We start from the raw sequence: 21,832 nt of genomic DNA on the forward strand, positions 1-21,832 counted from the left end.
CGCCACACCGACTGGGATACCCATCCGGGCGGGCCTCGCCACACCGCGGGGCGGCCGTCCTGCGGCCGCACGGCGGCCGCCCGGCGGGCCCGGCAGGTCAGAGCGCGGCGGCGCCCCGGGAACGGAGCTGGTGGCCGTACTGCTGGAGGGCGTAGAGCTCGCTCTGGACGGCGTTCATCTCCTCGGCGGCGGCCCGGTTGCCGAGCCGCTGGAGGTGCGCCCGCACCTCGGCCACCCGGCGGTCCACCGCCTGGAGCCGCAGCTTCACCAGGAACTCCCCGGCGTAGATCTCGTCCGCCTTGCGGCGCGAGCGGATCGGCTCCACCGTCAGCTCGGTGACCAGGCGGCGCACTTCGTCGTCGGGGCAGACCTCGCGGACGGTGCCGGTGAAGTCCGGCAGCCCGGCGCCGTGGGCCGCGCCGCCGGCCGCACCGATCGCGAGGCGGACGGAGCGGTACGGCGGGGTGGGGAACTCGTCCTCGCCGTAGTGGTCGAAGGCCGGGCTCACCAGGTCGGGGTGCTGGAGGGCGAGCTTCAGCAGCTCGCGCTCGACGAACTGGGCCGGGTCGCGCGGGTTCAGCCGGTACCCGGGGGCGGCCGTCCGGACGGGCTGCGGCGCCTCGGCCTGTGCCGTCCGGCGCAGCGCCGGGCGCCGGGCGTCCTGCTGCTGGTTCTCCCGCTGCCAGCGGGCGAGCTGGCCGATCCGGCGGACGACGAACTGCTCGTCGAGGATGCCGAGCATGCCGGCCAGCTGGACGGCGTACTCGTGCTGGATGGAGCGGTCCTTGATCCGGACGATGATCCGGGAGGCCTCCTCCAGCGCGGCGGCGCGGCCCTCCGCGGTGTCCACCCGGTGCCGGGCGACGGCGGAGTGCAGCGCGAACTCGAAGAGCGGGGTGGGGTTCTCGACCAGCGCGCGGACGGCGTCGTCGCCCTTGGCCAGGCGCAGCTCGCACGGGTCCATGCCGTCGGGGGTGATGGCGATGGAGGTGCGGGCGGCGAACTTCTGGTCGTCCTCGAAGGCGCGCAGCGCGGCCTTCTGGCCGGCGGCGTCGCCGTCGAAGGTGAAGACCGTCTCGCCGCGGTACTGGGAGGTGTCCATCAGGAAGCGACGGATGATCTTGATGTGCTCCTCGCCGAAGGAGGTGCCGCAGGTGGCCACCGCGGTCTCCACGCCCGCCAGGTGACAGGCCATCACATCGGTGTAGCCCTCGACGACCACCGCCCGGCCGGACTTGGCGATCTCCTTGCGGGCCAGGTCGATCCCGTACAGCACCTGGGACTTCTTGTAGAGCGGCGTCTCGGGGGTGTTGAGGTACTTCGGGCCGTTGTCGTCCTCGCGCAGCCGCCGGGCGCCGAAGCCGATCACCTCGCCGGAGGTGTCGCGGATCGGCCAGACCAGCCGGCCACGGAAGCGGTCGATCAGCCCGCCGCGCTGGCCCTTGGAGGCGAGCCCGCCGAGCAGGATCTCCTTGTCGGTGAAGCCCTTGCCGCGCAGGTGGCGCACCAGGTGCTCCCAGCCGGCCGGGGCGTAGCCGACGCCGAAGCGCTTGGCCGCCACCTCGTCGAATCCGCGCTCGGCGAGGAAGCGGCGGCCGATCTCCGCCTCGGGCGAGCCGAGCTGCTCCTCGTACCAGGCGGCGGCGGCCTTGTGCGCCTCGACCAGGCGCGTCCGCTCGCCCTGCTGGTGGCGCGGCGAGTAGCCGCCCTCCTCGTAGCGGAGCGTGATGCCCGCCTGGGCGGCCATCCGCTCGACGGCCTCGGCGAACGAGCAGTGCTCGATCTTCATCAGGAAGGAGATGGTGTCGCCGGCCTCGCCGCAGCCGAAGCAGTTGAAGACGCCCTTGCCGGGGTGGACGTAGAAGGAGGCGGACTTCTCGTCGTGGAAGGGGCAGATGCCCTTCAGCTGCGCGCCGCCACCGCTCGCGAGCTGGACGTAGTCGCCGACCACGGCATCGATCGGCAGTGCGTTGCGCACCGCCTGCACGTCTTCGTCCCTGATCCGCCCGGCCACCTGTGAAGTGTAGGCGACCGGGCGGGGCGGGCGGGGCCGTGGCGGCCGACGCGACGGGTGGGGCCGCCGGCCCGGCCCGCGGCCCCGCTACGGGGTGCGGTGCTCGACGAGGCGGGCGTGCAGGGCGAGCGCGGAGGCGTCGGTGAGGGTGGCGATCTGGTCGATCACCACGCGGAGCGCGGCCCGGTCGTCCTCGGCCTCCTGGTGGAGTGCGGCGAACACCTCGTCGAGGCCGTGCGGGGCGCTGCGGGCGAGCACGTCGGCCAGCTCGGCGATGACGATCCGCTGGCGGGAGCGGAGCTGGGCCTGCTCGTCGCGCTGCATGACGTAGCGGACGGCGACGGCCTTGAGCACCGCGCACTCCAGCCGGACGCCGCGGGGCACGACCAGTTCGGCGGCGTGCCGGGTGAGCCGGCCCGGCCCGTATCGGGCCCGGGTGGCCTGCTCGGCCGCCAGGCAGAACCGGCCGATCAGCTGGGAGGTGAGGTCCTTGAGCCCGGCGCGGGCGCGGGCGGTGCCGTCGTAGGAGCGCGGCCACCAGTCCTGGGCGAGCAGCCGGTCGAGGGCCTCGTCGAGCTCGGCGGGGGCGGCGTCGGGGGCGTACCGTTCGGCGATCTTGAAGAGTTCGGAGCGCTCGTCGGCGGAGCGGAGCACGGCCGGGTCGATGTGGCCGGCCTGCAGGCCGTCCTCGACGTCGTGGGTGGAGTAGGCGACGTCGTCGGACCAGTCCATGACGGTGGCCTCGAAGCACTTGCGGCCGGCCGGGGCGCCCGTTCGCAGCCAGCGGAAGACCGGCAGGTCGTCGCCGTAGACACCGTACTTGGTGGACGCCGGGTCGGTGGGGTGCTCGCCGCGGGCCCACGGGTACTTGGTGGCGGCGTCGAGGGCGGCGCGGGTGAGGTTCAGCCCGACGCTGCGGCCGGGCCAGGGGGCGAGCCGGACCGCCGCCCCGTCCTGCGGGGCGAACCGCTTGGGCTCCAGCCGGGTCAGGATGCGCAGCGACTGGGCGTTGCCCTCGAACCCGCCGCAGGTGGCGGCGGCGGTGTCGAGCGCCTCCTCGCCGGTGTGGCCGAACGGCGGGTGTCCGATGTCGTGGGCCAGGCAGGCGGTCTCGACGAGGTCGGGGTCGCAGCCGAGGGCGGCGCCGAGCTCCCGGCCGACCTGGGCGCACTCCAGCGAGTGGGTCAGCCTCGTCCGCGGGAAGTCCCTGAGCAGCGGGGCCACGACCTGGGTGGTGCCGGCGAGGCGGCGCAGCGCGGCGGAGTGCAGGACCCGGGCGCGGTCGCGCTGGAAGGCGGTGCGGCCGGGCCGCTTGTCGGGCTCCGGCACCCAGCGGGCCTCGGCCGTCGGGTCGTACGGGTGGGGTGCGTCGTACGGCGTCGTGTTGTTCATATACCCGCCACGGTACGCCCGGTGGCGGACATCGCGGGATGCGCCGCGCTACCGGCGGGTGGACGTGAGGCGTCGCCACCGGGGCTGTTCGGCGACCAGGCAGGCGGCGGCGAGGAGGGTGACGGCGGTGGCCGCCCAGGCGGGCCACAGCGCCCAGGAGGCCGCCACCGCGGCCACGGCCTGCAGGAGCACGAGGGCGATCGTGACCTGCCCGGGGACGGCGACGATCACCTGCTTCTTGTCGCCCGGGGTGGCGAGGACGGTGGGCAGGCCGATCAGCAGCAGGAGCGCGGCCGCGGAGAGCAGCAGGGAGTGGCGGGCGAGGGCCCAGGGCGCGGCGATCCAGGCGATCAGCTCGGTCAGGAACCGCAGCACGTCGGGGAGTCGGGCGCCGGCGGCTGCCGCGTCGGGGTCGGCCATGGCGCCGACTCTGCCACGGGGAGGGCGGGTGACGCACCGTCGAATAATGCAGAGAACTCTTTGCAGAGAACTCTCTGCACTGTACGGTGACACCATGACCGGACACGAGAACTCCCGTCGGATCGACGCCCGCAGCCTGCGCGCCCTCGCCCACCCGCTGCGGGTACGGATCCTCGACACCCTCGCCGCGGACGGCCCCGCCACCTCCGCCCGGCTCTCCGACCGCCTCGGTGAGAGCACCGGCACCATCAGCTGGCACCTGCGGCTCCTCGCCGAGCACGGCTTCATCGAGGAGGACGCCGAACGCGGCACCCGCCGCGAGCGCTGGTGGCGCCGTGCCCGCAGCCGGAACGTGCTCAGCACCACGGACTTCACCGACGACCCCGAGGCGCAGGACGCCGCCGCGGCCTACCTGGGCGAGATGCTGCGCGGCCAGTTCCAGCGGGTCGCCGACTCGCTGGCCGCCGAGTGGACGGGCCCGTGGCGGGGCGCCGGCGCCATCACCGACTGGAACAACCTGCGGCTGACCGCCGACCAACTCCGAGCCCTGCACGAGGAACTGGCCGAGGTGGTGGCCCGCCACACACCCGACCCGGACGCCGTGCCCGACCCCGAGGCCCGCCCCGTCGTCCTGCAGATCCACGCCCTGCCGCGCGCGGAGCGTGGCGAATGAGCGCCCGCACCGGCCGCCTCGGCCGCACCGCACCCGCCGCACCCGTCACGGCCACCGCACCCACCGCACCCGCACCCGTACCCGTCCCGGCCCGCGGCCCCGGGCTGCTCCGGCGGCACCGCGACTTCCGGCTGCTGTGGAGCGGGGAGACCGCCAACCGCTTCGGCTCCGCCGTCACCGGTCTCGCCATGCCGCTGATCGCCGTCACCACCCTGCACGCCACGACCTTCCAGGTCGCACTGCTCGGAGCCGCCGGATGGCTGCCCTGGCTGCTGATCGGCCTGCCGGCCGGCGTCTGGGTCGACCGGCTGCGCAGCCGGCCGATCATGCTGGTGGCCGCCGCAGCCTCGTTACTGCTCGTCCTCACCGTGCCGGTGGCCGCCCGGGCCGGGCTGCTCACCATGACGCAACTGCTGGCGGTGGCAACGGCCGTCGGCGCGGCCGGGGTCTTCTTCCAGACCGCGTACACCGCGTACCTGCCGCGACTGCTGGCCCCCGCCGACCGCGCGGAGGGCAATGCCAAGCTGCACGGCAGCGCGTCGGCGGCCGGGATCGCCGGCCTCGGTTCGGCGGGTCTGATCGCCTCGATCGCCGGCCCGGTCGGCGGTCTGGCGGTCGACGCCGCGACCTTCCTGCTGTCGGTCTGCTGCACGGCCCGGATCCGGCACCGCGAACCCGCCCCACGGCCGGCCGCCGAGCGGCGGGCGCTCACCCGGGAGATCGCCGACGGGCTGCGGCTCGTCCTGGGCGACGTGTGGTTCCGGACGTTCGCGCTCTGGGGGCGGCGTCCAACCTCGCCCTGACCGGCTTCCAGTCGATCCTGGTGGTCTTCCTCGTCCGCGAGGTCCACCTGGCACCCGGCGCGGTCGGGCTGCTGGTCGCCGTCGCCTCCACCGGCGGCGTGGCCGGTGCGGCGGTCGCCCGGCGGATCGCGGCCCGGACGGGCACGGCCCGGGCCATGCTCCTGTTCGAGCTCGGGGTCCCGCTGCTCACCCTGCTGATCCCGCTCACCCGTCCGGGCGCCGGGCTCGCGCTGTACCTGGTCGGCGGGTTCGCGGTGTCCGCCGGCGTCGTCGCCGGGAACATCGTCAAGTCGACTTTCCAGCAGCAGTACTGCCCGTCCGACCTGCTCGGGCGCCTCAGCGCCAGCAGCGCGGTGCTGAACTACGGTGCCATCCCGGTCGGCGCCGTGCTCGGCGGCCTGCTCGGCACCGAGCTCGGGCTGCGCCCCGCGATGTGGCTGATGACGGCCGGGGTGCCGCTGGCCGCGCTGATCCTCTGGTTCTCGCCCGTGCGGCGCTGCCGGGACCTGCCCGACGGGCCCCGCCCGTCCGGGGTTCAGGCCGCCGCGGGCAGCAGCGCCGGCACCGCGGTGCGGTAGCGCTCCAGCACCAGGGCCACCACCGCGTCGTGGGCCCCCAGCGGGGCCGCCGCCGGGCCGCCCCCGGCCGCCGCGGCCAGCCGGGCGAAGTCCCCCGGAGCGGTGAAGTACCCGGCCACCGCCACCCGGCGGTACCCCTGCGCCCTGAACTCCGCGACCGCCTCGGCCACACTCGGCCCGCCCGCCGCCACACAGCCCGGCCGGACGGGCACCCCGAGCCGCTCGGCCAGCAGCCGGGCCTGCTCCCCGGTGTCGGCCGCGGCGTCCGGGTCGCGCGAACCGGCGGCCGCCAGCACCACCGCGTCCCCCGGACGCCGCCGCCAGCCCGCCTCGGCCAGCCGGGCGTGCAGGGCCAGGGCCAGCAGCGGATGCGGCCCGAGCGGGACGGTGATCACCCCGTTCACCTGCGAGGCGGCGGCCAGCACCGCGGGGATGTCCACCTTCACGTGGTAGCCGCGGCTCAGCAGCAGCGGGACGAGCACCGCCGGCCCGCTCAGGCCGTCCAGCACCTCGGGCAGCAGTGGCGCGTTCAGGCCCAGATGCGCCGTCCGCACGTCCAGTTCCGGCCGCGCGGCCCGGAGCCGGGCCAGCAGCCGGTCGATCTCGGCGCCCGCCGCCGGGTCGCGGGACCCGTGGGCGACGAGCACCAGGGCGGGACGGCGCGCAGCGTGCAGGATCCGCACCGCGGCGGTGCGCGGCGGCCCGGCCGGCTGCGACGGGGCCTGCCCTGCGGGGGTGGCGGGAGGAGTGGCTGGCGTCATGACTCCAGGATCCCCCGCAGCTGTTTCTCCCCCGTTGCCCGACGGTCACGACCGGTTTCCCGGGCCTCACAACCGCCGACCCCGCCGAGGTGAGCGCGGTGTGCGGGGCCCGTAACGTACGGGCCCCCGCCGCGAAACAGCGCCGTAGCAGGGTGGCGGCATGAACGAAGCCGCCACCGCCACGCACTGCCCGTACTGCGCCCTGCAGTGCGGGATGGGGCTGCGCCGCACCGACGGGCCCGTCCCGGTCGCGGTGGAGGAGCGGCCGGACTTCCCGGTCAACCGGGGGCGCTGTGCGGCAAGGGCGCGAGCGCCGCGGCCGTCCTGGCCCCCGGCGCCCGGCTGACCACCCCGCTGGTGCGCGTCGACGGCGAGCTGCGTCCGGCCGGCTGGCCGCAGGCCCTGGACCTCGTCGCCGACGCGCTGGCCCGCACCGCCGCCGCGCACGGCCGGGACGCGGTCGGGGTGTTCGGCGGCGGCGGCCTCACCAACGAGAAGGCCTACCAGCTGGGCAAGTTCGCCCGGGTGGCGCTGGGCACCTCGGCCATCGACTACAACGGCCGGTTCTGCATGTCCTCCGCCGCCGCGGCCGGGATCCGGGCCTTCGGCCTGGACCGCGGGCTGCCGTTCCCGGTCGAGGACATCCCGCGGGCCGGCTGCGTGATCCTGGTCGGCGCGAACCCCGCCGAGACCATGCCGCCCTTCGTCCGCTACCTGCGGGAGCTGCAGGAGAACGGCGGCCGGCTGATCGTCGTCGACCCGCGGCGCACCCGCACCGCCGACCTCGCCGACCTGCACCTGGCCCCCGGCCCGGCACCGACCTGGCCCTGGCCCTCGGCATGCTGCACCTGGTGGTCGCCGACGGCCGGACGGACGAGGAGTTCATCGCCGGGCGGACCACCGGCTGGAGCGGGACCAGGGCGGCGGCGATGGCCCACTGGCCCGAACTGGTGGAGTCGGTCACCGGCGTGCCGCTCCCCCAGCTGCGCACCGCCGTCACGATGTTCTGCGACGCCCCCACCGGCATGGTGCTCACCGCCCGCGGCCCCGAACAGCAGGCCAAGGGCACCGACACGGTCAGCGCCTGGATCAACCTGTGCCTGGCCACCGGCAACGCCGGCCGGCCGCACGCCGGCTACGGCTGCCTCACCGGGCAGGGCAACGGCCAGGGCGGCCGCGAGCACGGCCAGAAGGCCGACCAGCTGCCCGGCTACCGCAAGCTGGACGACCCCGCGGCCCGGGCCCACGTCGCCGCCGTCTGGGGCGTCGACCCGGACACCCTGCCGGGCCCCGGGCGCAGCGCCTACGAGCTGCTGGACTCGCTGGGCACGGACGTCCGCGCGCTGCTGGTCATGGGCTCCAACCCGGTGGTGTCGGCGCCGAACTCCGCGCACGTCACCGGGCGGCTGCGGGCGCTCGACTTCCTGGCCGTCAGCGACGTGGTGCTGTCGGAGACGGCCGCGCTGGCCGACGTCGTCCTGCCGGCCACCCAGTGGGCCGAGGAGACCGGGACGATGACCAACCTGGAGGGCCGGGTCGTGCTCCGCCGCAAGGCCGTCGAACCGCCCGCCGGGGTGCGCAGCGACCTGGACGTGATGCACCACCTGGCCGCGCGGCTCGGCCACGGCGAGGGCTTCCCGACCGACCCGGAGAAGGTCTTCGACGAGCTGCGGCGCGCCTCGGCCGGCGGCGTCGCCGACTACGCGGGCATCAGCTACGAGCGGATCGCCGCGGAGGACGGGGTGTTCTGGCCCTGTCCGTCGGCCGGGCACCCCGGCACGCCGCGGCTGTTCCTGGACCGCTTCGCGACCCCGGACGGCCGGGCCCGCTTCACGCCCGTCCAGCACCGGCCGGCGGCCGAGGAGCCGGACGACGCATTCCCCGTCCGCCTGACCACCGGACGGGTGCTGGCCCAGTACCAGTCCGGTGCGCAGACCCGCCGGGTCGCCGAACTGAACGCGGCCGCCCCGGGGGCGTTCGTCGAACTCCACCCGCGGCTGGCGGAGCGGCTCGGGGTGGCGGACGGCGAGCCGGTCGCCGTGGTGAGCCGGCGCGGGCGGACCGTCACCCCCGCCCGGCTCACCACCGCGATCCGCGCCGACACGGTCTTCATGCCGTTCCACTGGCCGGGCGAGGCCAACGCCAACCTGCACACCAACCCGGAGCTCGACCCGACCTCCCGGATGCCGGAGTTCAAGGCGTGCGCCGTCCGGCTGGAGCGGGCGCCGGAGGCCGGCTGACGGCGGGTGAGGACGCCGTCGGCCGGCCCCGCCGGTGTCCGGTACCGGCCACCCCGCGGCCGGGTCCGCGCTGAAAGGATGGTGCAACCCCCGCACCGAACTCCCCGACCGGAGCCCTTCATGGCGTTGCCCCAGGGACCGCTCAGCCACCGCTACCGCGGCGAGCATCCCGTCCGTACCCTCCTCTACCTCTTCCGCCCCGACCGCGGACGGGTCGGCCTCGCCGTGGCGGTGTTCCTCGCCAAGCACGCGCCGGTGTGGCTGCTGCCGCTGATCACGGCCAACATCGTGGACGTGGTCGTCCGGCACCGCCCGATCTCCGTGCTGTGGTGGAACTCCGCCGTCCTGCTGGTCATCCTGCTGCTCAACCTGCCGCTCCACCTGCTGTACGTGCACTGGATGCACGGGTCGATCCGGCGGATGGGCACCCGGCTGCGCTCCGCGCTCTGCCACCGGATGCAGCAGCTCTCCATCGGCTACCACTCCCGGGTCAGCGCCGGCGTCCTGCAGGCCAAGGTGATCCGCGACGTCGAGGGCATCGAGAACGCCGCGCAGCAGACCGCCGACAACGGCCTCGCCGCGATCGCCACCCTCACCGGCGGACTCGTCGTCATCGGCGTGCAGACCCCGGCCTTCCTGCCGGTGTTCGTGGTGATCGTGCCGGCCGCCGCCGTGCTCGTCGTCCGGCTCCGCGAGCGCCTGCGCAGCCAGAACGAGTCCTTCCGGCAGGAGGTCGAGCAGCTGTCCTCCCGGGTCAGCGAGATGACCACGCTCATCCCGATCACCCGGGCGCACGGCCTGGAGCGCACCGCGCTGCGCCGGGTCGACCGCACCCTCGGCCGGGTGCTGGACGCCGGTCTACGGCTCGACCTGCTCAACGGCCGGTTCGGCTCGCTGGCCTGGATCCTGCTCAACGCGATCGGCGTGGGCTGCCTGGCCGGCTCCGCGATGGTCGCCTACTACGGCTGGCTGAACGTCACCCCCGGCTCCGTGGTGATGCTCAGTGCCTACTTCTCCAGCCTGACCGGATCGGTCACCACCCTGCTCACCCTCACCCCGCAGCTCGGCAAGGGCCTGGCGTCCGTCCGCTCGGCGGGCGAGGTGCTGCAGGCCCCCGACCTGGAGGAGAACGCGGGCAAGGCCGAGGTGGCCGGTGTCACCGGCCGGATCGAATTCCGCGGGGTGGGCCACACCTACCCGGGCAGCGACGAGCCGTCGGTCACCGGCTTCGACCTGGACGTCCGGTCCGGCGAGACGATCGCGCTGGTCGGCGGCTCGGGCGCGGGCAAGTCGACGGTGCTCAACCTGGTGATCGGCTTCCTGCGGCCGACCGGGGGCCGGATCCTGCTGGACGGCACCGACATGGAGCAGCTCGACCTGCGCAGCTACCGCAAGTTCCTGTCGGTGGTGCCGCAGGAGTCGATCCTGTTCGAGGGCAGCATCCGGGAGAACGTCACCTACGGAATGAAGGACGTGCCCGAGGAGACCGTCCGCGCGGCACTGCGGGACGCCAACGCGCTGGAGTTCATCGACCGGATGCCGCTCGGCCTGGACACCGTGGTCGGCGAGCGCGGCGCCCGGCTGTCCGGCGGCCAGAAGCAGCGCCTCGCCATCGCGCGGGCGCTGATCCGCGACCCGCGGGTGCTCGTCCTCGACGAGGCGACCTCCGCGCTGGACTCCCGCTCGGAGGCGCTGGTGCAGGAGGCGCTGGCCCGCCTGGTGCGCGGCCGCACCGTCTTCGTGGTGGCGCACCGGCTCTCCACCATCCGGGGCGCCGACCGGATCGTGGTGATGCACGAGGGCCGGATCGCCGAGATCGGCTCGCACACCGAACTGCTGCGCAGCGGCGGCGCGTACGCGGGCCTCCAGGCGGCCCAGCTGGCGTGAGCCGGCGGCTCACACCGGGCCCCGGCCGACGCTGAGGTCGAAGTTCCGGCCGCGAAACAGTCCGGGCACCGGTCGGGTAACACCGGGGAAGCATGCTCAAGGGCATGACAGCAACCGACAGCCGGACCGGTCCCCGGATCGTGGTCGTCGGCGGCGGCATGGCAGGCCATCGGCTCGCCCAGCAGCTCGCCGCCCGCGGCGGACCGCGGGTGCTCCTGCTCTCCGAGGAGGAGCACCCGCCCTACAACCGGGTGCTCCTCGCCGAGGTCCTCGCCGGACGCTACTCCCCCGAGGTCGCGGCCCTGGCGCCGCTGCCCGGGCAGATCGAGCACCGGCAGGCCCGGGTCGTGCGGATCGACCGCGCGCAGCGCCGGGTGTGGTGCGACGACGGCGAGGCCGTCGGGTACGACCGGCTGGTGCTGGCCACCGGCTCCAACCCCGTCCTGCCGCCGCTGCGCGGGCTGTTCGACGACGCCCTCACCGGCCGGGAGCGATGGGGGCACCGCCCGGCCGCCAAGGCCGGGGAGAGCTCCCCGCCGGTGTGTTCGCCTTCCGCACCATGGCGGACTGCGCCCTGATCGACGCCCACCTGCCGAACGTCCGGCAGGCCGTGGTGGTCGGCGGCGGCCTCCTGGGGGTCAGCGCGGCCCGTGCGCTGGCCGTCCGCGGCGTGCAGGTGGTGCTGGCCCACCAGGGCGAGCACCTGATGGAGCGCCACCTCGACGAGGAGGCCGCCGAACTGCTCCGCACCCACCTCACCGAGCTCGGCGTCGAGGTGCACACCGAGTGCCGGGTCCGCTCGGCCCTCACCGAGGACCGCCGGATCACCGGCGTCGAACTCGCCGACGGCTTCCGGCTCGACGCCGAGCTGCTGATCATGGCCGCCGGGGTCCGGCCCCGCACCGGGCTCGCGCTCGCCGCCGGACTGGAGGTGCGCCGCGGGATCGTGGTCGACGACCGGCTGCGCACCTCGGACCCGGCCGTCCACGCCCTGGGCGACTGCGCCGAGCACCGCGGCACGGTCTACGGCCTGGCCGGCCCCGCGCTCGCCCAGGCGGACCGCCTCGCCCGGATCCTGACCGGTCAGGACGCCCCGTACGAGGGCAGCCGGCTGCTGACCCGCCTCACGCTGACCGGCCCGGACTCCGCGCCGCTGGACCTCGCCGCGTTCGGCGAGACCGTGCCCGCCGGCCCCGGGGACCGGGTCGTCCGGCTGGCCGACGCCAGCCGCGGGACCTACCGCAAGGTCATCGTCCGCCGCGACGAGCAGGGCGGCGACCGCCTGGTCGGCGGCGTCCTGCTCGGCGACCTCGACACCGTCGGCGACCTCGCCGGCACCTGGGAGGGCGACGAGGCCCTGTCAGCACACCCGCTGCACCTGCTCACCACCCAGAGCACGACCACCGGAGGGCCCTCCCGATGACCACCAGCCCGATGACCACCAGCAAGCCGACCGTCGTCCTGGTCGGGTACGGCATGGTCGGCCACCGCTTCCTGGAAGCCCTCGCCGACACCGGTGCCGCCGACCGCTACCGGGTCGTCGTCCTCGCCGAGGAGCCCCGGCACGCCTACGACCGCGTCGCCCTCACCTCGTACTTCTCCGGCAAGTCCGCCGACGACCTGCTGCTCGCCGAGGCCGGCTTCACCGACCGGCACGGCTTCGAGGTGCACCTCTCCTCCCCCGTCGCCTCGATCGACCGGGCGGCGAAGAGCGTCACCACCGCGGCCGGCCACACGATCGGCTACGACACCCTGGTGCTGGCCACCGGCTCCTACCCGTTCGTGCCGCCGGTCGAGGGCAAGGACGCCGAGGGCTGTTTCGTCTACCGCACCATCGAGGACCTGGAGGCGATCGAGGCCTACGCGGCGACGGCGAACGTCGGCGCGGTGGTCGGCGGCGGCCTGCTCGGCCTGGAGGCCGCCGGCGCCCTGCGGGGACTCGGCCTGGAGACCCACGTGGTCGAGTTCGCGCCGCGGCTGATGCCGGTGCAGGTCGACGACGGCGGCGGCGAGGCGCTGCGCCGCACCATCGAGGAGATGGGCGTGGTCGTGCACACCGGCGTCGGCACCAAGACCGTCGTCGTCACCGACGGCCGCGCCACCGGGATGACCTTCACCGACGGCTCCGACCTGGAGACCGACCTGGTGATCTTCTCGGCCGGTGTCCGCCCCCGCGACCAGCTCGCCCGCGACTGCGGCCTGACGGTCGGCGAGCGCGGCGGCATCGCGATCGACGAGCTGTGCCGCACCTCCGACGAGCACGTCTTCGCCATCGGCGAGTGCGCCCTGGCCGTCGACGGCCGGGTGTACGGCCTGGTCGCCCCCGGCTACGAGATGGCGCAGAGCGTCGCCCGGCAGCTCGCCGACGAGACCGGCAAGCCGTTCACCGGCGCCGACCTCTCCACCAAGCTCAAGCTCCTCGGCGTCGACGTCGCCAGCTTCGGCGACGCCTTCGGCACCACCCCGGTGCGCTGGACGTCGTCTACTCCGACTCCCGCTCCGGTGTGTACAAGAAGCTCGTCGTCACCCCCGAGGGCGCGCTGCTGGGCGGCATCCTGGTCGGCGACGCCGAGGCGTACTCCTCGCTGCGGCCGCTGGCCGGCACCGGCAACCCGCTGCCGGTGCCCGCCGAGTCGCTGGTGCTGCCGGCCGGCCTGGGCGCGCCGGTCTCCCTGGGCAGCTCCGCGCTGCCGGACGACGCGGTGGTCTGCAACTGCCACAACGTCACCAAGGGCCAGGTCCGCGCCGCCGTCACCGAGCACTCCTGCGGCACGGTGCCCGAGGTCAAGAAGTGCACCAAGGCCGGCACCGGCTGCGGCTCCTGCATCAAGCTGCTCTCCACCCTCGTCAGCGACGAGCTGGAGGCCTCCGGCGTCGAGGTCGACAAGGGCCTGTGCCCCTGCTTCGCGCACACCCGCGCCGAGCTGTACGAGATCGTCCGGGTGAAGCGGATCGCCACCCACCGGCAGCTGCTCGCCGAGCACGGCCGGGCCCCGAGGGCGCGGAGGGCTGCGAGGTCTGCAAGCCGACGGTCGGCTCGATCATCGCCTCGCTCGCCCCCGAGCTGGAGGCCTCCGGCCACATCCTGGACGGCGAGCAGGCCGCGCTGCAGGACACCAACGACCACTTCCTGGCGAACCTCCAGAAGAACGGCTCCTACTCGGTCGTCCCCCGCATCCCGGGCGGCGAGATCACCCCGGAGAAGCTGATCGTGATCGGCGAGGTCGCCCGCGACTTCGGCCTCTACACCAAGATCACCGGCGGTCAGCGGATCGACCTCTTCGGCGCCCGGGTCGACCAGCTCCCGCAGATCTGGTCCCGGCTGGTCGACGCCGGCTTCGAGTCCGGCCACGCCTACGGCAAGTCGCTGCGGACGGTGAAGTCCTGCGTCGGCTCGACCTGGTGCCGCTACGGCGTGCAGGACTCCGTCGCCATGGCGATCCAGCTGGAGCTGCGGTACCGCGGCCTGCGCAGCCCGCACAAGCTCAAGTCGGCGGTCTCCGGCTGCGCCCGCGAGTGCGCCGAGGCCCGCGGCAAGGACTTCGGCATCATCGCCACCTCCAAAGGCTGGAACCTCTACGTCGGCGGCAACGGCGGTGCGACCCCGCGCCACGCCGACCTGCTCGCGCAGGACCTCGACGACGAGCAGCTGATCCGGCTGATCGACCGGTTCCTGATGTTCTACATCCGCACCGCCGACCGGCTGGAGCGCACCTCCACCTGGCTGGACCGGATCGAGGGCGGCCTCGACCACGTCCGCGAGGTGGTGGTGGAGGACTCGCTGGGCATCGCCGCCGACCTGGAGGCGCTGATGGCGCACCACGTCGACGACTACCAGGACGAGTGGGCCGCGACGCTGGCCGACCCGGACCGGATGCGCCGCTTCGTCTCCTTCGTCAACGCCCCCGGCGTCCCCGACCCCAGCATCCGGTTCACCCCGGAGCGCGACCAGATCAAGCCCGACCTGGTGCTCCTCGCCACCGAGGAGGAGCTGCTCGCCGCCCTCGACCCCGACAATGCGCTGCAGGAGACCCGATGACCACGACCGCCGTTGCCACCAACACCCGCGTCGAGCTCCTCGCCGGCCGCTCCTGGACGTCCGTCTGCGACTGGGACCAGCTCGTCCCCGGCCGCGGCGTCGCCGTCCTGCTGCCGGACGGCACCCAGGCCGCCGTCTTCCGCGACCACACCGGCCGGCTCTACTCGGTCGCCAACCGGGACCCGTTCACCGGTGCCTACGTGCTCTCCCGCGGTCTGGTCGGCTCCACCGCCGACGGCCGGGTGTACGTGGCGTCGCCCCTGCTGAAGCAGCGGTTCGACCTGGCCACCGGCGAGTGCCTGGACGACGAGACCGTCCGGATCCCCGTCCACGCGGCCCGTCTCGGCGCCGCCTGACCGGCGCCCCGCGCCACCGGTCCACCGGCCACCGATCGGCCCCGGCCGTCCGCAGTCCCTGCCCTGACCCGCGGACGGCCGGTGGCATGCCCGCCGGGCTCCGGGCAGGGGCTCAGCTCCGGACGGCGGCGAGCACGGCCGCGGCCATGCCGCGCTCCCCGAGGGCGTTCGGGTGCAGGGGCGCCGCGCCGGCCGCCGGGAGGACCGGCTCGATCCAGCGCTGCTCCGGCCCGGCGCACAGGTCGTGCCCCGCGGAGGCCGCCGCGGTGTCGACGAACCGGGCACCGGCGGCGGCCGCGCGCTCCCGGAGCATCGCGTTGAGCTGCTGCTGCTTCTCGGCGAGGAAGGCCAGGTCGCCGGGGGCCACGGCATCGCCCACGGTGTCCGTGCAGGCGGCGGCGTCCGCCGGAAAGAGCGTCGGGTAGCCGACCACGTACACGGCCGCGCGCGGTGCGCGCCGGCGGATCTCGCCGAGGACGTCGGCGACCTTCGCGCCCGCCGCGTCGACCCGGCGCTGGACGTCGTCCGGCCCGCCGCCGGCGGCGGCGTACGAGGCCCGGCAGGGGGCGGTGGCCGACGCCCCGTCACCGGTGCCGCCGCTGCCGGGGCGCAGCGAGGCGCGGAGGGACTCGCGCGCGCAGTGGGTGAGCACGTCCATGAAGCCCGCGTCGTTGCCGCCGATGCCGACGGTGACCAGCCGGGTCGCCGACGTCAGGGCGTCGAGCTGCGCCGGGTTGGTGCCGCCGGACGTCCGCTGGGGTCGGCCGAGATCGGTGGTCGTGGCCCCGCTGCAGCTCACGTCCCGGAAGTCGGCGCCGCCCAGCCCCAGAGCGGCGGCCACCAGCGCCGGGTAGTCCGCCCCGGAGCGCTCGCAGCCGGCGGGCGTGCCGGTCTGCGGCGGCACCCGCGGCCCGGAGGTGTAGGAGTCGCCGAGCGCGACGTACGGGCCGGGCACGGCCTTCACCGCGGCCGACGGGGACGCGGCGGACCCGCCGGCGGGCTGCGACGGGGCCGGCGCGGCATCCCGCGGCCCGGCGCCGTCACTGCTGCAGCCGGCGACCGGTACCAGGGCGAGCAGCACCGCCGCCGTGGCGACCGCACCGTGCCTGACTGCCATGTGTCCCCCTCCGGCCCACCCGGGCGGGGCCTCGGCGCTCCCAACGTACGGGACCGCCCGAAGATCCCCCGCCGGGCGGGGCGGGCCGCTACTCGGAGTCGCGTTCGTGCTCGGCGAGGAACTCCTCGAAGCGGCGGCCCAGCTCGTCCGCCGACGGGAGGTCGGCCGTCTCGGCGAGGAGGCTGTCCCGGTCGTCCGCGCCGGCCACCGCGTCGTACTGGCCCTCCATGCCGCGGATCGCGGAGCGGAGTTCGCCGTCGCCCTGGGAGAGCTGCTCCTCGATCTCCGCGTGCACCTCGTCCACCCGCAGCCGGAGCTCGGTGCCCGGCAGCACGAGGCCCGTCGCGGACTGGACCGCCTCCAGGATCACCACCGCGGCGGACGGGTAGGCCGAGCGGGCGATGTAGTGCGGCACGTGGACGGCGAAGCCCAGCACGTCGTGCCCGGATTCGGCGAGGCGGTACTCCAGCAGTGCCTGCGCGCTGCCGGGCACCTGCGCCTGGTCGAACCACTTCGGGTACCCGGACGCGAGGTCCATCCGGGTGCCGTGCGGGGTGAGCCCCACCGGACGGGTGTGCGGCACGCCCATCGGGATGCCGTGGAAGTCGACCGCCAGCCGGACGTCGAAGCGCTCGATCAGGCCGCGCACGGCGGCCGAGAACAGCTCCCACTCGGTGTCCGGCTCCGGCCCGGACAGCACCAGGAACGGCGCGCCGACGGAGTCCTTCACCAGCTGGAGGAGGATCTCCGGCGGGTCGTAGTCCGTCCAGCGCTCGCGGTCGAACACCATCGCGGGCCGCCGGGCGCGGTAGTCCACCAGGCGGTCGTGGTCGAACCGGGCCACCACCTGCGGGGAGCCGTGCTCCAGCAGGTGGGCGACCACCTGGGTGCCCGCCTCGCCCGCGTCCATGAAGCCCTCGAAGTGGTACAGCAGCACCAGCCCGCTGTCGGCGTCGGCCGCGGCCTCCTGAGCCACGGCGACCGCGGCGACGCCCGCCGGTTCCAGCTCATACAACTCGTGGGGATCACGCACGGTGCACCCAACCCCGTTCCGTCTCGTCCGTCGTCGGGCCGGCCTCGGTCGGCAGTGCCCCGGCAGGCGCCTCCCGGGCGCCTTCCTGATCACTCCAGCGTGCCGGACGGCCACGACATTCCCGCACCCGCCCCCGGACCTGGCGCGATCTCTCCACCGCTCACCCAGAATATTCTCACCCTCCGCGAATCCGCTGGTGGGGCGGGCATTCGGGGCCCCGGCGCGGCGTCCCGACGGCCGCCACGGCGTACCCGGGACACGCGCGCGCCCCTTATCGCGCGCCGCGAAGTGACGCACCGCCTTCTGGCGGGTATCGTCCTCTCGCTGCCTCGCATCGTCGCGTCGTCGCCACGCCGTCCGTGACGGCGCGGGCCACGTCCCGGACGAGTGCGCGGCCAGTCACACACTGCGCACCTTGCCTTCATCTGGCCGCCTGCTTCCCTTCGTGCTCTCGTCTCTCACTCGGCCATCTCGCGGACGCACACTGTCCCCTCGCCCATCCCGCCGGTCCGGGCCGTCGACCCGTTCCCGCTCCGGCACCGCGCTGCCCGCCTCCGGGCCGCCGCCTCCCCCGCGCCACCGGTCCCACCGGCGTGCGACGGACCGGGCGGCGGGGACACCGGAGCGGGGCGAAAGACCCAGCCCCCACGCCGCAACCCCGGCGCAGGGGCCCCTCCGATCGCCGAAGGACCGAAGGATCCGTGCCCGTACCCGTCACCCTCATCGGCCGCACCGTGCGGCTGGAGCCTCTCGCCGAGCACCACGCCGCGGCACTGGCCGCGGCAGGCGCCGAGGACCGTACGACCTACGCCTTCACCCCCGTCCCGCACGGACTGGAAGCGGCCCGCGACTACATCGCGCGCGCGCTCGCCGACCAGGCCGCCGGGCGGTCCCTGCCGTTCGCCACGGTGAGCACCAGGGACGACCGGGTGGTGGGCTCCACCCGCTTCCTGGAACTCGACTACTGGCAGGGGCCGCTGGTCTGGCCGCCGGTGCCCGGCGTGCCGTTCGGCGATCCGCGTGAAGCCGTCCCGGACGCCGCCGAGATCGGGAACACCTGGCTGTCCCCGCACGCCCAGGGCACCGGCATCAACACCGAGGCCAAGCTGCTCATGCTGCGCCACGCCTTCGAGGAGTGGCGCGTGCAGCGGATCTCGCTGCGCGCCGACGCCCGGAACCTGCGCTCGCGCGCCGCGATCGAGCGGCTCGGCGCGACCTGCGAGGGCGTGCGCCGGGCCCACTCCCGCGGCCTCGACGGGGTCGTCCGGTCGACCGCCTTCTACTCGATCCTCGACGAGGAGTGGCCGGCCGTCCGCGACATCGTCGAACTGCGGATCGCGGCCGCCACCTCGCCCAGCGCCCCGGACCCGGCCCACACCCAGGAGTGCCTCAGACACGGCGCACCGCTGATCCACGCGTGACGCCGGGGCGCGCGCGGTAGCCGCCGGCCGCACAGGCGGCGGGTGCCGACGCGCACGGCGCGCGACCGGGCAGGGGAGGCCGCGCTCGCGGTCCTCCCCTGCCCGTTCCCTCCCCGCCGCGGTCAGGCGGTCTCGGTGGGAAGACCTGCCTCCACCCAGTCCTGGATGCCCTCGCGGTACTTGCGGACGTCGGTGTACCCGAGGGCGGTGAGCCGGTCGGCGACCTGCCCGCTGTTGGGGCACGCCGGGTTGGAGCAGTAGGTGACGACGGCGGCCCCGCGGTCGGGGAGCAGGGCGGCGGCCAGGGCATCGACCTCGGCCGGGGTCAGGGCCAGCGCGCCGGGCAGATGCTGCTGGGCGTAGTACGCGCCGCCGAGGGTGTCGACGACGGTCACCGTGCCCGCCCCGATCGCCGCCGCCAGCTCGTCGCGGGTGATGAGTGCGGTCATGCCAGTGCCTCCCAAAGAATCGGACTACAGTCCTCTTATGACTCAGGACAATAGCGGACCGCAGTCCGTTTATCCAGTGCCCCTGGAGCTGCTGCGGACGCCGCCGCCCAAGGAGCGCGCGGACGCGGCCCGCAACCGGATCGCCGTCCTGGAGGCGGCCGCCGGGCTGTTCGCCGAACAGGGCGTCGAGGCGGTGTCCATGGACCAGGTGGCCGCGGCCGCCGGTGTCGGCAAGGGGACGCTGTTCCGCCGGTTCGGCGACAAGGCAGGGCTCGCGGCCGCCCTGCTGGACGCCCGCGAGCGGGTGCTCCAGGAGGCGATCCTGCACGGGCCGCCCCCGCTCGGCCCCGGGGCACCCGCCGAGGAGCGGCTCGCCGCGTTCCTCGACGCCTACTTCGACTACCTGCTCGAACATCTGACGCTGGTGCGGATGTCGGAGACCGCCACCACGGGCGCCCGGTACCGGATCGGCGCCTACCGGTTCTGGCACCGCCACACGGCGATCCTGCTGGACACCGCGCCCGACCCCGACCAGGCCGCCCACGCCCTGCTCGCGGCGCTGGCCGCCGACCACGTCGCCGCACTCCTGCCGGAACTCGGCGAGCAGCGGATGCGCGCCGGCCTGCTCCGCCTGGCCCGCGCGGCCCGGTGACGGCCTCGCCGGCGGGCCGGGCCCGGCGGGATCAGAGGGCGCGGAGGAGGTCCCCGGTCGGGAGGTCCGGCGTGCCGCCGCAGCGTCCCGGGTGGGCCTCGCGCACGGCCGAGACCGGCCGTCTGGCACCGTGCCGACGGGCCTCGACCGTTACCTCCAGCAGCCTGTGCCCGGTGGCCCGGTGGTGCACGTAGAGGACTCCCTCGGCGGTGCAGCACAGCCAGTGGTCGACGGCGGCCCGGCCGTCGGCCGCCCCCGGCCGACTCCCCGGCCGGAGCGGATCCGCTGCCAGTCCTCCGCCGACCACACCAGGTCCGGGACGTCGGTGGGGCGGGGCAGTCGGATCGGATCCGACCCGAGGAACGGCTGCCGGGCCGGATCGGCAACGCCGCCCGGCTCCGGGACCGCCCAGTCCGGCAGCGGTTCCCGGGCGGCGAGCCAGGAACCCGGGACGCCGGCCGTCCCGGTGCGGGCGGCGACGATGCCGCCCACGATCGCCGCGGTGGTGTCCACGTCGCCGCCTGCGGTGACGGTGTCCCAGATCGCCCGCGGGAAGTCGCCGAGGTTGCGGGCCGCGGCCCAGAGCGCGAACGGGACGGTGTCCGCCGCGCTGACCCGGCTCCCGTTGCCGAGCACCCGCGCGGCGGTGTGCGGGTCGGCGACGTCCAGCAGTGCGCCCGCCTCGCCGATCCCGCGCCGGACGGCGCCCTCGGGCGTCAGCCGCCGTACCTCGGCCAGGAACTCCCGTCGCTCCCGGGGATCCCGGTGGCGACCGCCGTCCGCGCGGCCCCGGGCCGCGAGAGCGGCGGCCACCGCCACCGCGATGGCGCCGTCCACCGCCTGCGGATGGGTGTGGGTGATCACGGCCGTGGCGGCGGCCGGCCCCACGACGGCCTCCGGGTCGTCCGCGAACGCCGCGCCGAGGGGGCCACCCGCATCGCCGCGCCGTTGCCGTACGAGCCCTGGCCGTCGAAGAGTTCGGCCGCCAGCCGGCGGGCGTCACCGCCCTCCCGGACGAGGCGCAGCAGGCGGTTGGCCGCCGGGCCGTAGCCGCGGTCGAAGTCGTGGCGGTCGGCGAAGGCGTGCGTGAGGTCGAAGGTGTCGATGCGGCCGCGCTCGGTCTGGGCCGCGTACACCGAGCAGGCCATCTCGGTGTCGTCCGTCCACGGCCACCTTCCGGGCGGCGCCTCGCGCCGGGAGAGGCGGTGGCGGTTGGCCGGGACGAAGAACTGGGCGCCGAGGGCGTCGCCGACGGACAGGCCCTGCAGTGCGTCGAAGGCCGGTACGGACGCGCCGGTCGGGACGGCCGGAACGGACACGGCGGTCGGGAGGGTCGGGGTGGTCGGGGCGGAGGCGGCGGTCGGCCGGGGCCGGAAGGGTTCGGGAGAGGTCATCGGAGGTGATCCTGACAGGCCCCGGGCCCGGGGACGACCGGTTTCGGCCGTGGTCAGCAGCGGGCGTCGATCTCCTGGAAGCTGCCGTAGTGGTCGGCCGTCCAGAACTGTTCGCCCGCCTGACCGGTGACGACCCGCCGGGTGCCGCGGTCGGCGGAGCCCGGCGTGACCACCGTGTACTCGTGGTAGTAGCCGCCCGGGTGGCGCGGCAGGCGGCCTTCGCGGTTCTCGAACACGATGCCGTCCGAGCGGTAGGGGTACGGGCCTCCGTCGGCGATCAGGACGAGGGTGTCCCTGGCCTGGGACGGGAGCCTGCTGCGGCAGACGTCCGCCAGCGACGGGTTGTTCGGCACCCAGCCGGTGCGGGCGGCGGAGGCCGGGACGGTCGGCCCCGATGCCGGCGCGGACGCCCGGCCCGACGGCAGCCGGGACGCCGGCCCGGAGGCCGCGTCGGACCCGCGTGGCGTGGTCGGCGCGGCGGTGGCGCCGCGCTTCGGGCCGCCGCGGTCGTCGAGGGCGTAGACGGCGGCCGCGACGATCGCGCACAGCACCAGCACGGCGACGGCGATCGAGCGGTTTCGGCTGGTCATGGCGTCCAGCTTG

The 21,832-nt window shown here is 75.1% G+C and carries 15 protein-coding genes and 4 pseudogenes; 10 read left to right on the forward strand and 9 right to left on the reverse strand.

Annotated features, from left to right (window positions below):
- Positions 1–97 precede the first annotated feature (97 nt).
- From dnaG to ABEB13_RS14415, 3 genes are all read right to left on the reverse strand, one after another.
- The gene (dnaG, locus tag ABEB13_RS14405; RefSeq protein ID WP_345705842.1) at positions 98–2,014 is read right to left on the reverse strand and encodes a DNA primase; all 1,917 of its coding nucleotides are present in this window, start codon (positions 2,012–2,014) and stop codon (positions 98–100) included.
- 87 nt (positions 2,015–2,101) lie between these two features.
- A complete protein-coding gene (locus ABEB13_RS14410) occupies positions 2,102–3,406 on the reverse strand; it encodes a deoxyguanosinetriphosphate triphosphohydrolase (RefSeq protein ID WP_345705843.1) in 1,305 nt (434 codons plus the stop codon).
- A gap of 48 nt (positions 3,407–3,454) precedes the next feature.
- Positions 3,455–3,826 (reverse strand): hypothetical protein, encoded by a 372-nt coding sequence (locus tag ABEB13_RS14415; RefSeq protein ID WP_345705844.1) that lies wholly within the window; start codon positions 3,824–3,826, stop codon positions 3,455–3,457.
- Between the two features lie 94 nt (positions 3,827–3,920).
- Here ABEB13_RS14415 and ABEB13_RS14420 point away from each other — a divergent pair, with 94 nt between their 5' ends.
- Positions 3,921–4,499, forward strand: a complete 579-nt coding sequence (locus ABEB13_RS14420) for a winged helix-turn-helix domain-containing protein (protein WP_345705845.1) — start codon at positions 3,921–3,923, stop codon at positions 4,497–4,499.
- A pseudogene (locus ABEB13_RS14425) lies at positions 4,496–5,880 on the forward strand (MFS transporter). The gene ABEB13_RS14420 and the pseudogene ABEB13_RS14425 overlap by 4 nt, the downstream one beginning before the upstream one ends.
- Here ABEB13_RS14425 and ABEB13_RS14430 read toward each other — a convergent pair.
- The gene (locus ABEB13_RS14430; protein WP_345705846.1) at positions 5,838–6,641 is read right to left on the reverse strand and encodes a sirohydrochlorin chelatase; all 804 of its coding nucleotides are present in this window, start codon (positions 6,639–6,641) and stop codon (positions 5,838–5,840) included. The pseudogene ABEB13_RS14425 and the gene ABEB13_RS14430 sit on opposite strands and share 43 nt — an antisense overlap.
- A gap of 160 nt (positions 6,642–6,801) precedes the next feature.
- Between ABEB13_RS14430 and ABEB13_RS14435 the strand changes: the two are divergent.
- The 6 genes and pseudogenes from ABEB13_RS14435 to nirD all read left to right on the forward strand — a co-directional run bounded on the left by ABEB13_RS14435 (position 6,802) and on the right by nirD (position 15,163).
- Positions 6,802–8,881: pseudogene (locus ABEB13_RS14435) on the forward strand (molybdopterin oxidoreductase family protein).
- 120 nt (positions 8,882–9,001) lie between these two features.
- Positions 9,002–10,768 (forward strand): ABC transporter ATP-binding protein, encoded by a 1,767-nt coding sequence (locus ABEB13_RS14440; protein WP_345705847.1) that lies wholly within the window; start codon positions 9,002–9,004, stop codon positions 10,766–10,768.
- 104 nt (positions 10,769–10,872) lie between these two features.
- Positions 10,873–11,346, forward strand: a complete 474-nt coding sequence (locus tag ABEB13_RS40550; RefSeq protein WP_425559881.1) for an FAD-dependent oxidoreductase — start codon at positions 10,873–10,875, stop codon at positions 11,344–11,346.
- Positions 11,310–12,191, forward strand: a complete 882-nt coding sequence (locus tag ABEB13_RS14445) for an NAD(P)/FAD-dependent oxidoreductase (protein ID WP_425559882.1) — start codon at positions 11,310–11,312, stop codon at positions 12,189–12,191. Before ABEB13_RS40550 ends, ABEB13_RS14445 begins: the two co-directional genes overlap by 37 nt.
- An 11-nt stretch (positions 12,192–12,202) precedes the next feature.
- Positions 12,203–14,807, forward strand: a pseudogene (nirB, locus tag ABEB13_RS14450) (nitrite reductase large subunit NirB).
- Positions 14,804–15,163, forward strand: a complete 360-nt coding sequence (gene nirD, locus ABEB13_RS14455; RefSeq protein WP_345705848.1) for a nitrite reductase small subunit NirD — start codon at positions 14,804–14,806, stop codon at positions 15,161–15,163. The pseudogene nirB and the gene nirD overlap by 4 nt, the downstream one beginning before the upstream one ends.
- A 112-nt stretch (positions 15,164–15,275) precedes the next feature.
- Here the strand turns inward: nirD and ABEB13_RS14460 are convergent, their stop codons facing one another.
- Both ABEB13_RS14460 and ABEB13_RS14465 read right to left on the reverse strand, forming a co-directional pair.
- Complete coding sequence (locus tag ABEB13_RS14460; RefSeq protein ID WP_345705849.1) at positions 15,276–16,280, reverse strand: SGNH/GDSL hydrolase family protein; 1,005 nt, start codon at positions 16,278–16,280, stop codon at positions 15,276–15,278.
- An 88-nt stretch (positions 16,281–16,368) separates the two neighbouring features.
- Positions 16,369–17,313, reverse strand: a complete 945-nt coding sequence (locus ABEB13_RS14465; RefSeq protein WP_345705850.1) for a PAC2 family protein — start codon at positions 17,311–17,313, stop codon at positions 16,369–16,371.
- Positions 17,314–18,014: 701 nt separating this feature from the next.
- On the opposite strand from ABEB13_RS14465, the gene ABEB13_RS14470 reads away from it, so the two are divergent.
- Positions 18,015–18,734 carry a GNAT family N-acetyltransferase gene (locus ABEB13_RS14470; RefSeq protein ID WP_345705851.1) on the forward strand — a complete coding sequence of 240 codons (720 nt, stop codon included), beginning with the start codon at positions 18,015–18,017 and terminating at the stop codon, positions 18,732–18,734.
- 122 nt (positions 18,735–18,856) lie between these two features.
- Here the strand turns inward: ABEB13_RS14470 and ABEB13_RS14475 are convergent, their stop codons facing one another.
- The gene (locus ABEB13_RS14475; protein ID WP_345705852.1) at positions 18,857–19,183 is read right to left on the reverse strand and encodes a rhodanese-like domain-containing protein; all 327 of its coding nucleotides are present in this window, start codon (positions 19,181–19,183) and stop codon (positions 18,857–18,859) included.
- A 37-nt stretch (positions 19,184–19,220) separates the two neighbouring features.
- Here ABEB13_RS14475 and ABEB13_RS14480 point away from each other — a divergent pair, with 37 nt between their 5' ends.
- Complete coding sequence (locus tag ABEB13_RS14480) at positions 19,221–19,835, forward strand: TetR/AcrR family transcriptional regulator (protein ID WP_345705853.1); 615 nt, start codon at positions 19,221–19,223, stop codon at positions 19,833–19,835.
- A 408-nt stretch (positions 19,836–20,243) separates the two neighbouring features.
- Here the strand turns inward: ABEB13_RS14480 and ABEB13_RS14485 are convergent.
- Both ABEB13_RS14485 and ABEB13_RS14490 read right to left on the reverse strand, forming a co-directional pair.
- Positions 20,244–21,154 (reverse strand): annotated as a pseudogene (locus tag ABEB13_RS14485) (ADP-ribosylglycohydrolase family protein); the annotation flags it as partial.
- Positions 21,155–21,282: 128 nt separating this feature from the next.
- Positions 21,283–21,819, reverse strand: a complete 537-nt coding sequence (locus tag ABEB13_RS14490; protein WP_345705854.1) for a ribonuclease domain-containing protein — start codon at positions 21,817–21,819, stop codon at positions 21,283–21,285.
- Positions 21,820–21,832 lie beyond the last annotated feature (13 nt).

The organism is Kitasatospora paranensis, assembly GCF_039544005.1.
In the GTDB taxonomy this organism is placed as follows: domain Bacteria; phylum Actinomycetota; class Actinomycetes; order Streptomycetales; family Streptomycetaceae; genus Kitasatospora; species Kitasatospora paranensis.

Excerpts from the sequence above, each read along its gene's own strand:
- ABEB13_RS14440 (WP_345705847.1), top strand. The coding sequence starts at position 9,002 with ATGGCGTTGCCCCAGGGACCGCTCAGCCACCGCTACCGCGGCGAGCAT.
- ABEB13_RS14480 (WP_345705853.1), top strand. The coding sequence starts at position 19,221 with ATGACTCAGGACAATAGCGGACCGCAGTCCGTTTATCCAGTGCCCCTG.
- nirD (WP_345705848.1), top strand. The coding sequence starts at position 14,804 with ATGACCACGACCGCCGTTGCCACCAACACCCGCGTCGAGCTCCTCGCC.
- ABEB13_RS40550 (WP_425559881.1), top strand. The coding sequence starts at position 10,873 with ATGACAGCAACCGACAGCCGGACCGGTCCCCGGATCGTGGTCGTCGGC.
- ABEB13_RS14420 (WP_345705845.1), top strand. The coding sequence starts at position 3,921 with ATGACCGGACACGAGAACTCCCGTCGGATCGACGCCCGCAGCCTGCGC.
- ABEB13_RS14430 (WP_345705846.1), bottom strand. The coding sequence starts at position 6,641 with ATGACGCCAGCCACTCCTCCCGCCACCCCCGCAGGGCAGGCCCCGTCG.
- ABEB13_RS14460 (WP_345705849.1), bottom strand. The coding sequence starts at position 16,280 with ATGGCAGTCAGGCACGGTGCGGTCGCCACGGCGGCGGTGCTGCTCGCC.
- ABEB13_RS14415 (WP_345705844.1), bottom strand. The coding sequence starts at position 3,826 with ATGGCCGACCCCGACGCGGCAGCCGCCGGCGCCCGACTCCCCGACGTG.
- ABEB13_RS14490 (WP_345705854.1), bottom strand. The coding sequence starts at position 21,819 with ATGACCAGCCGAAACCGCTCGATCGCCGTCGCCGTGCTGGTGCTGTGC.
- ABEB13_RS14475 (WP_345705852.1), bottom strand. The coding sequence starts at position 19,183 with ATGACCGCACTCATCACCCGCGACGAGCTGGCGGCGGCGATCGGGGCG.
- ABEB13_RS14410 (WP_345705843.1), bottom strand. The coding sequence starts at position 3,406 with ATGAACAACACGACGCCGTACGACGCACCCCACCCGTACGACCCGACG.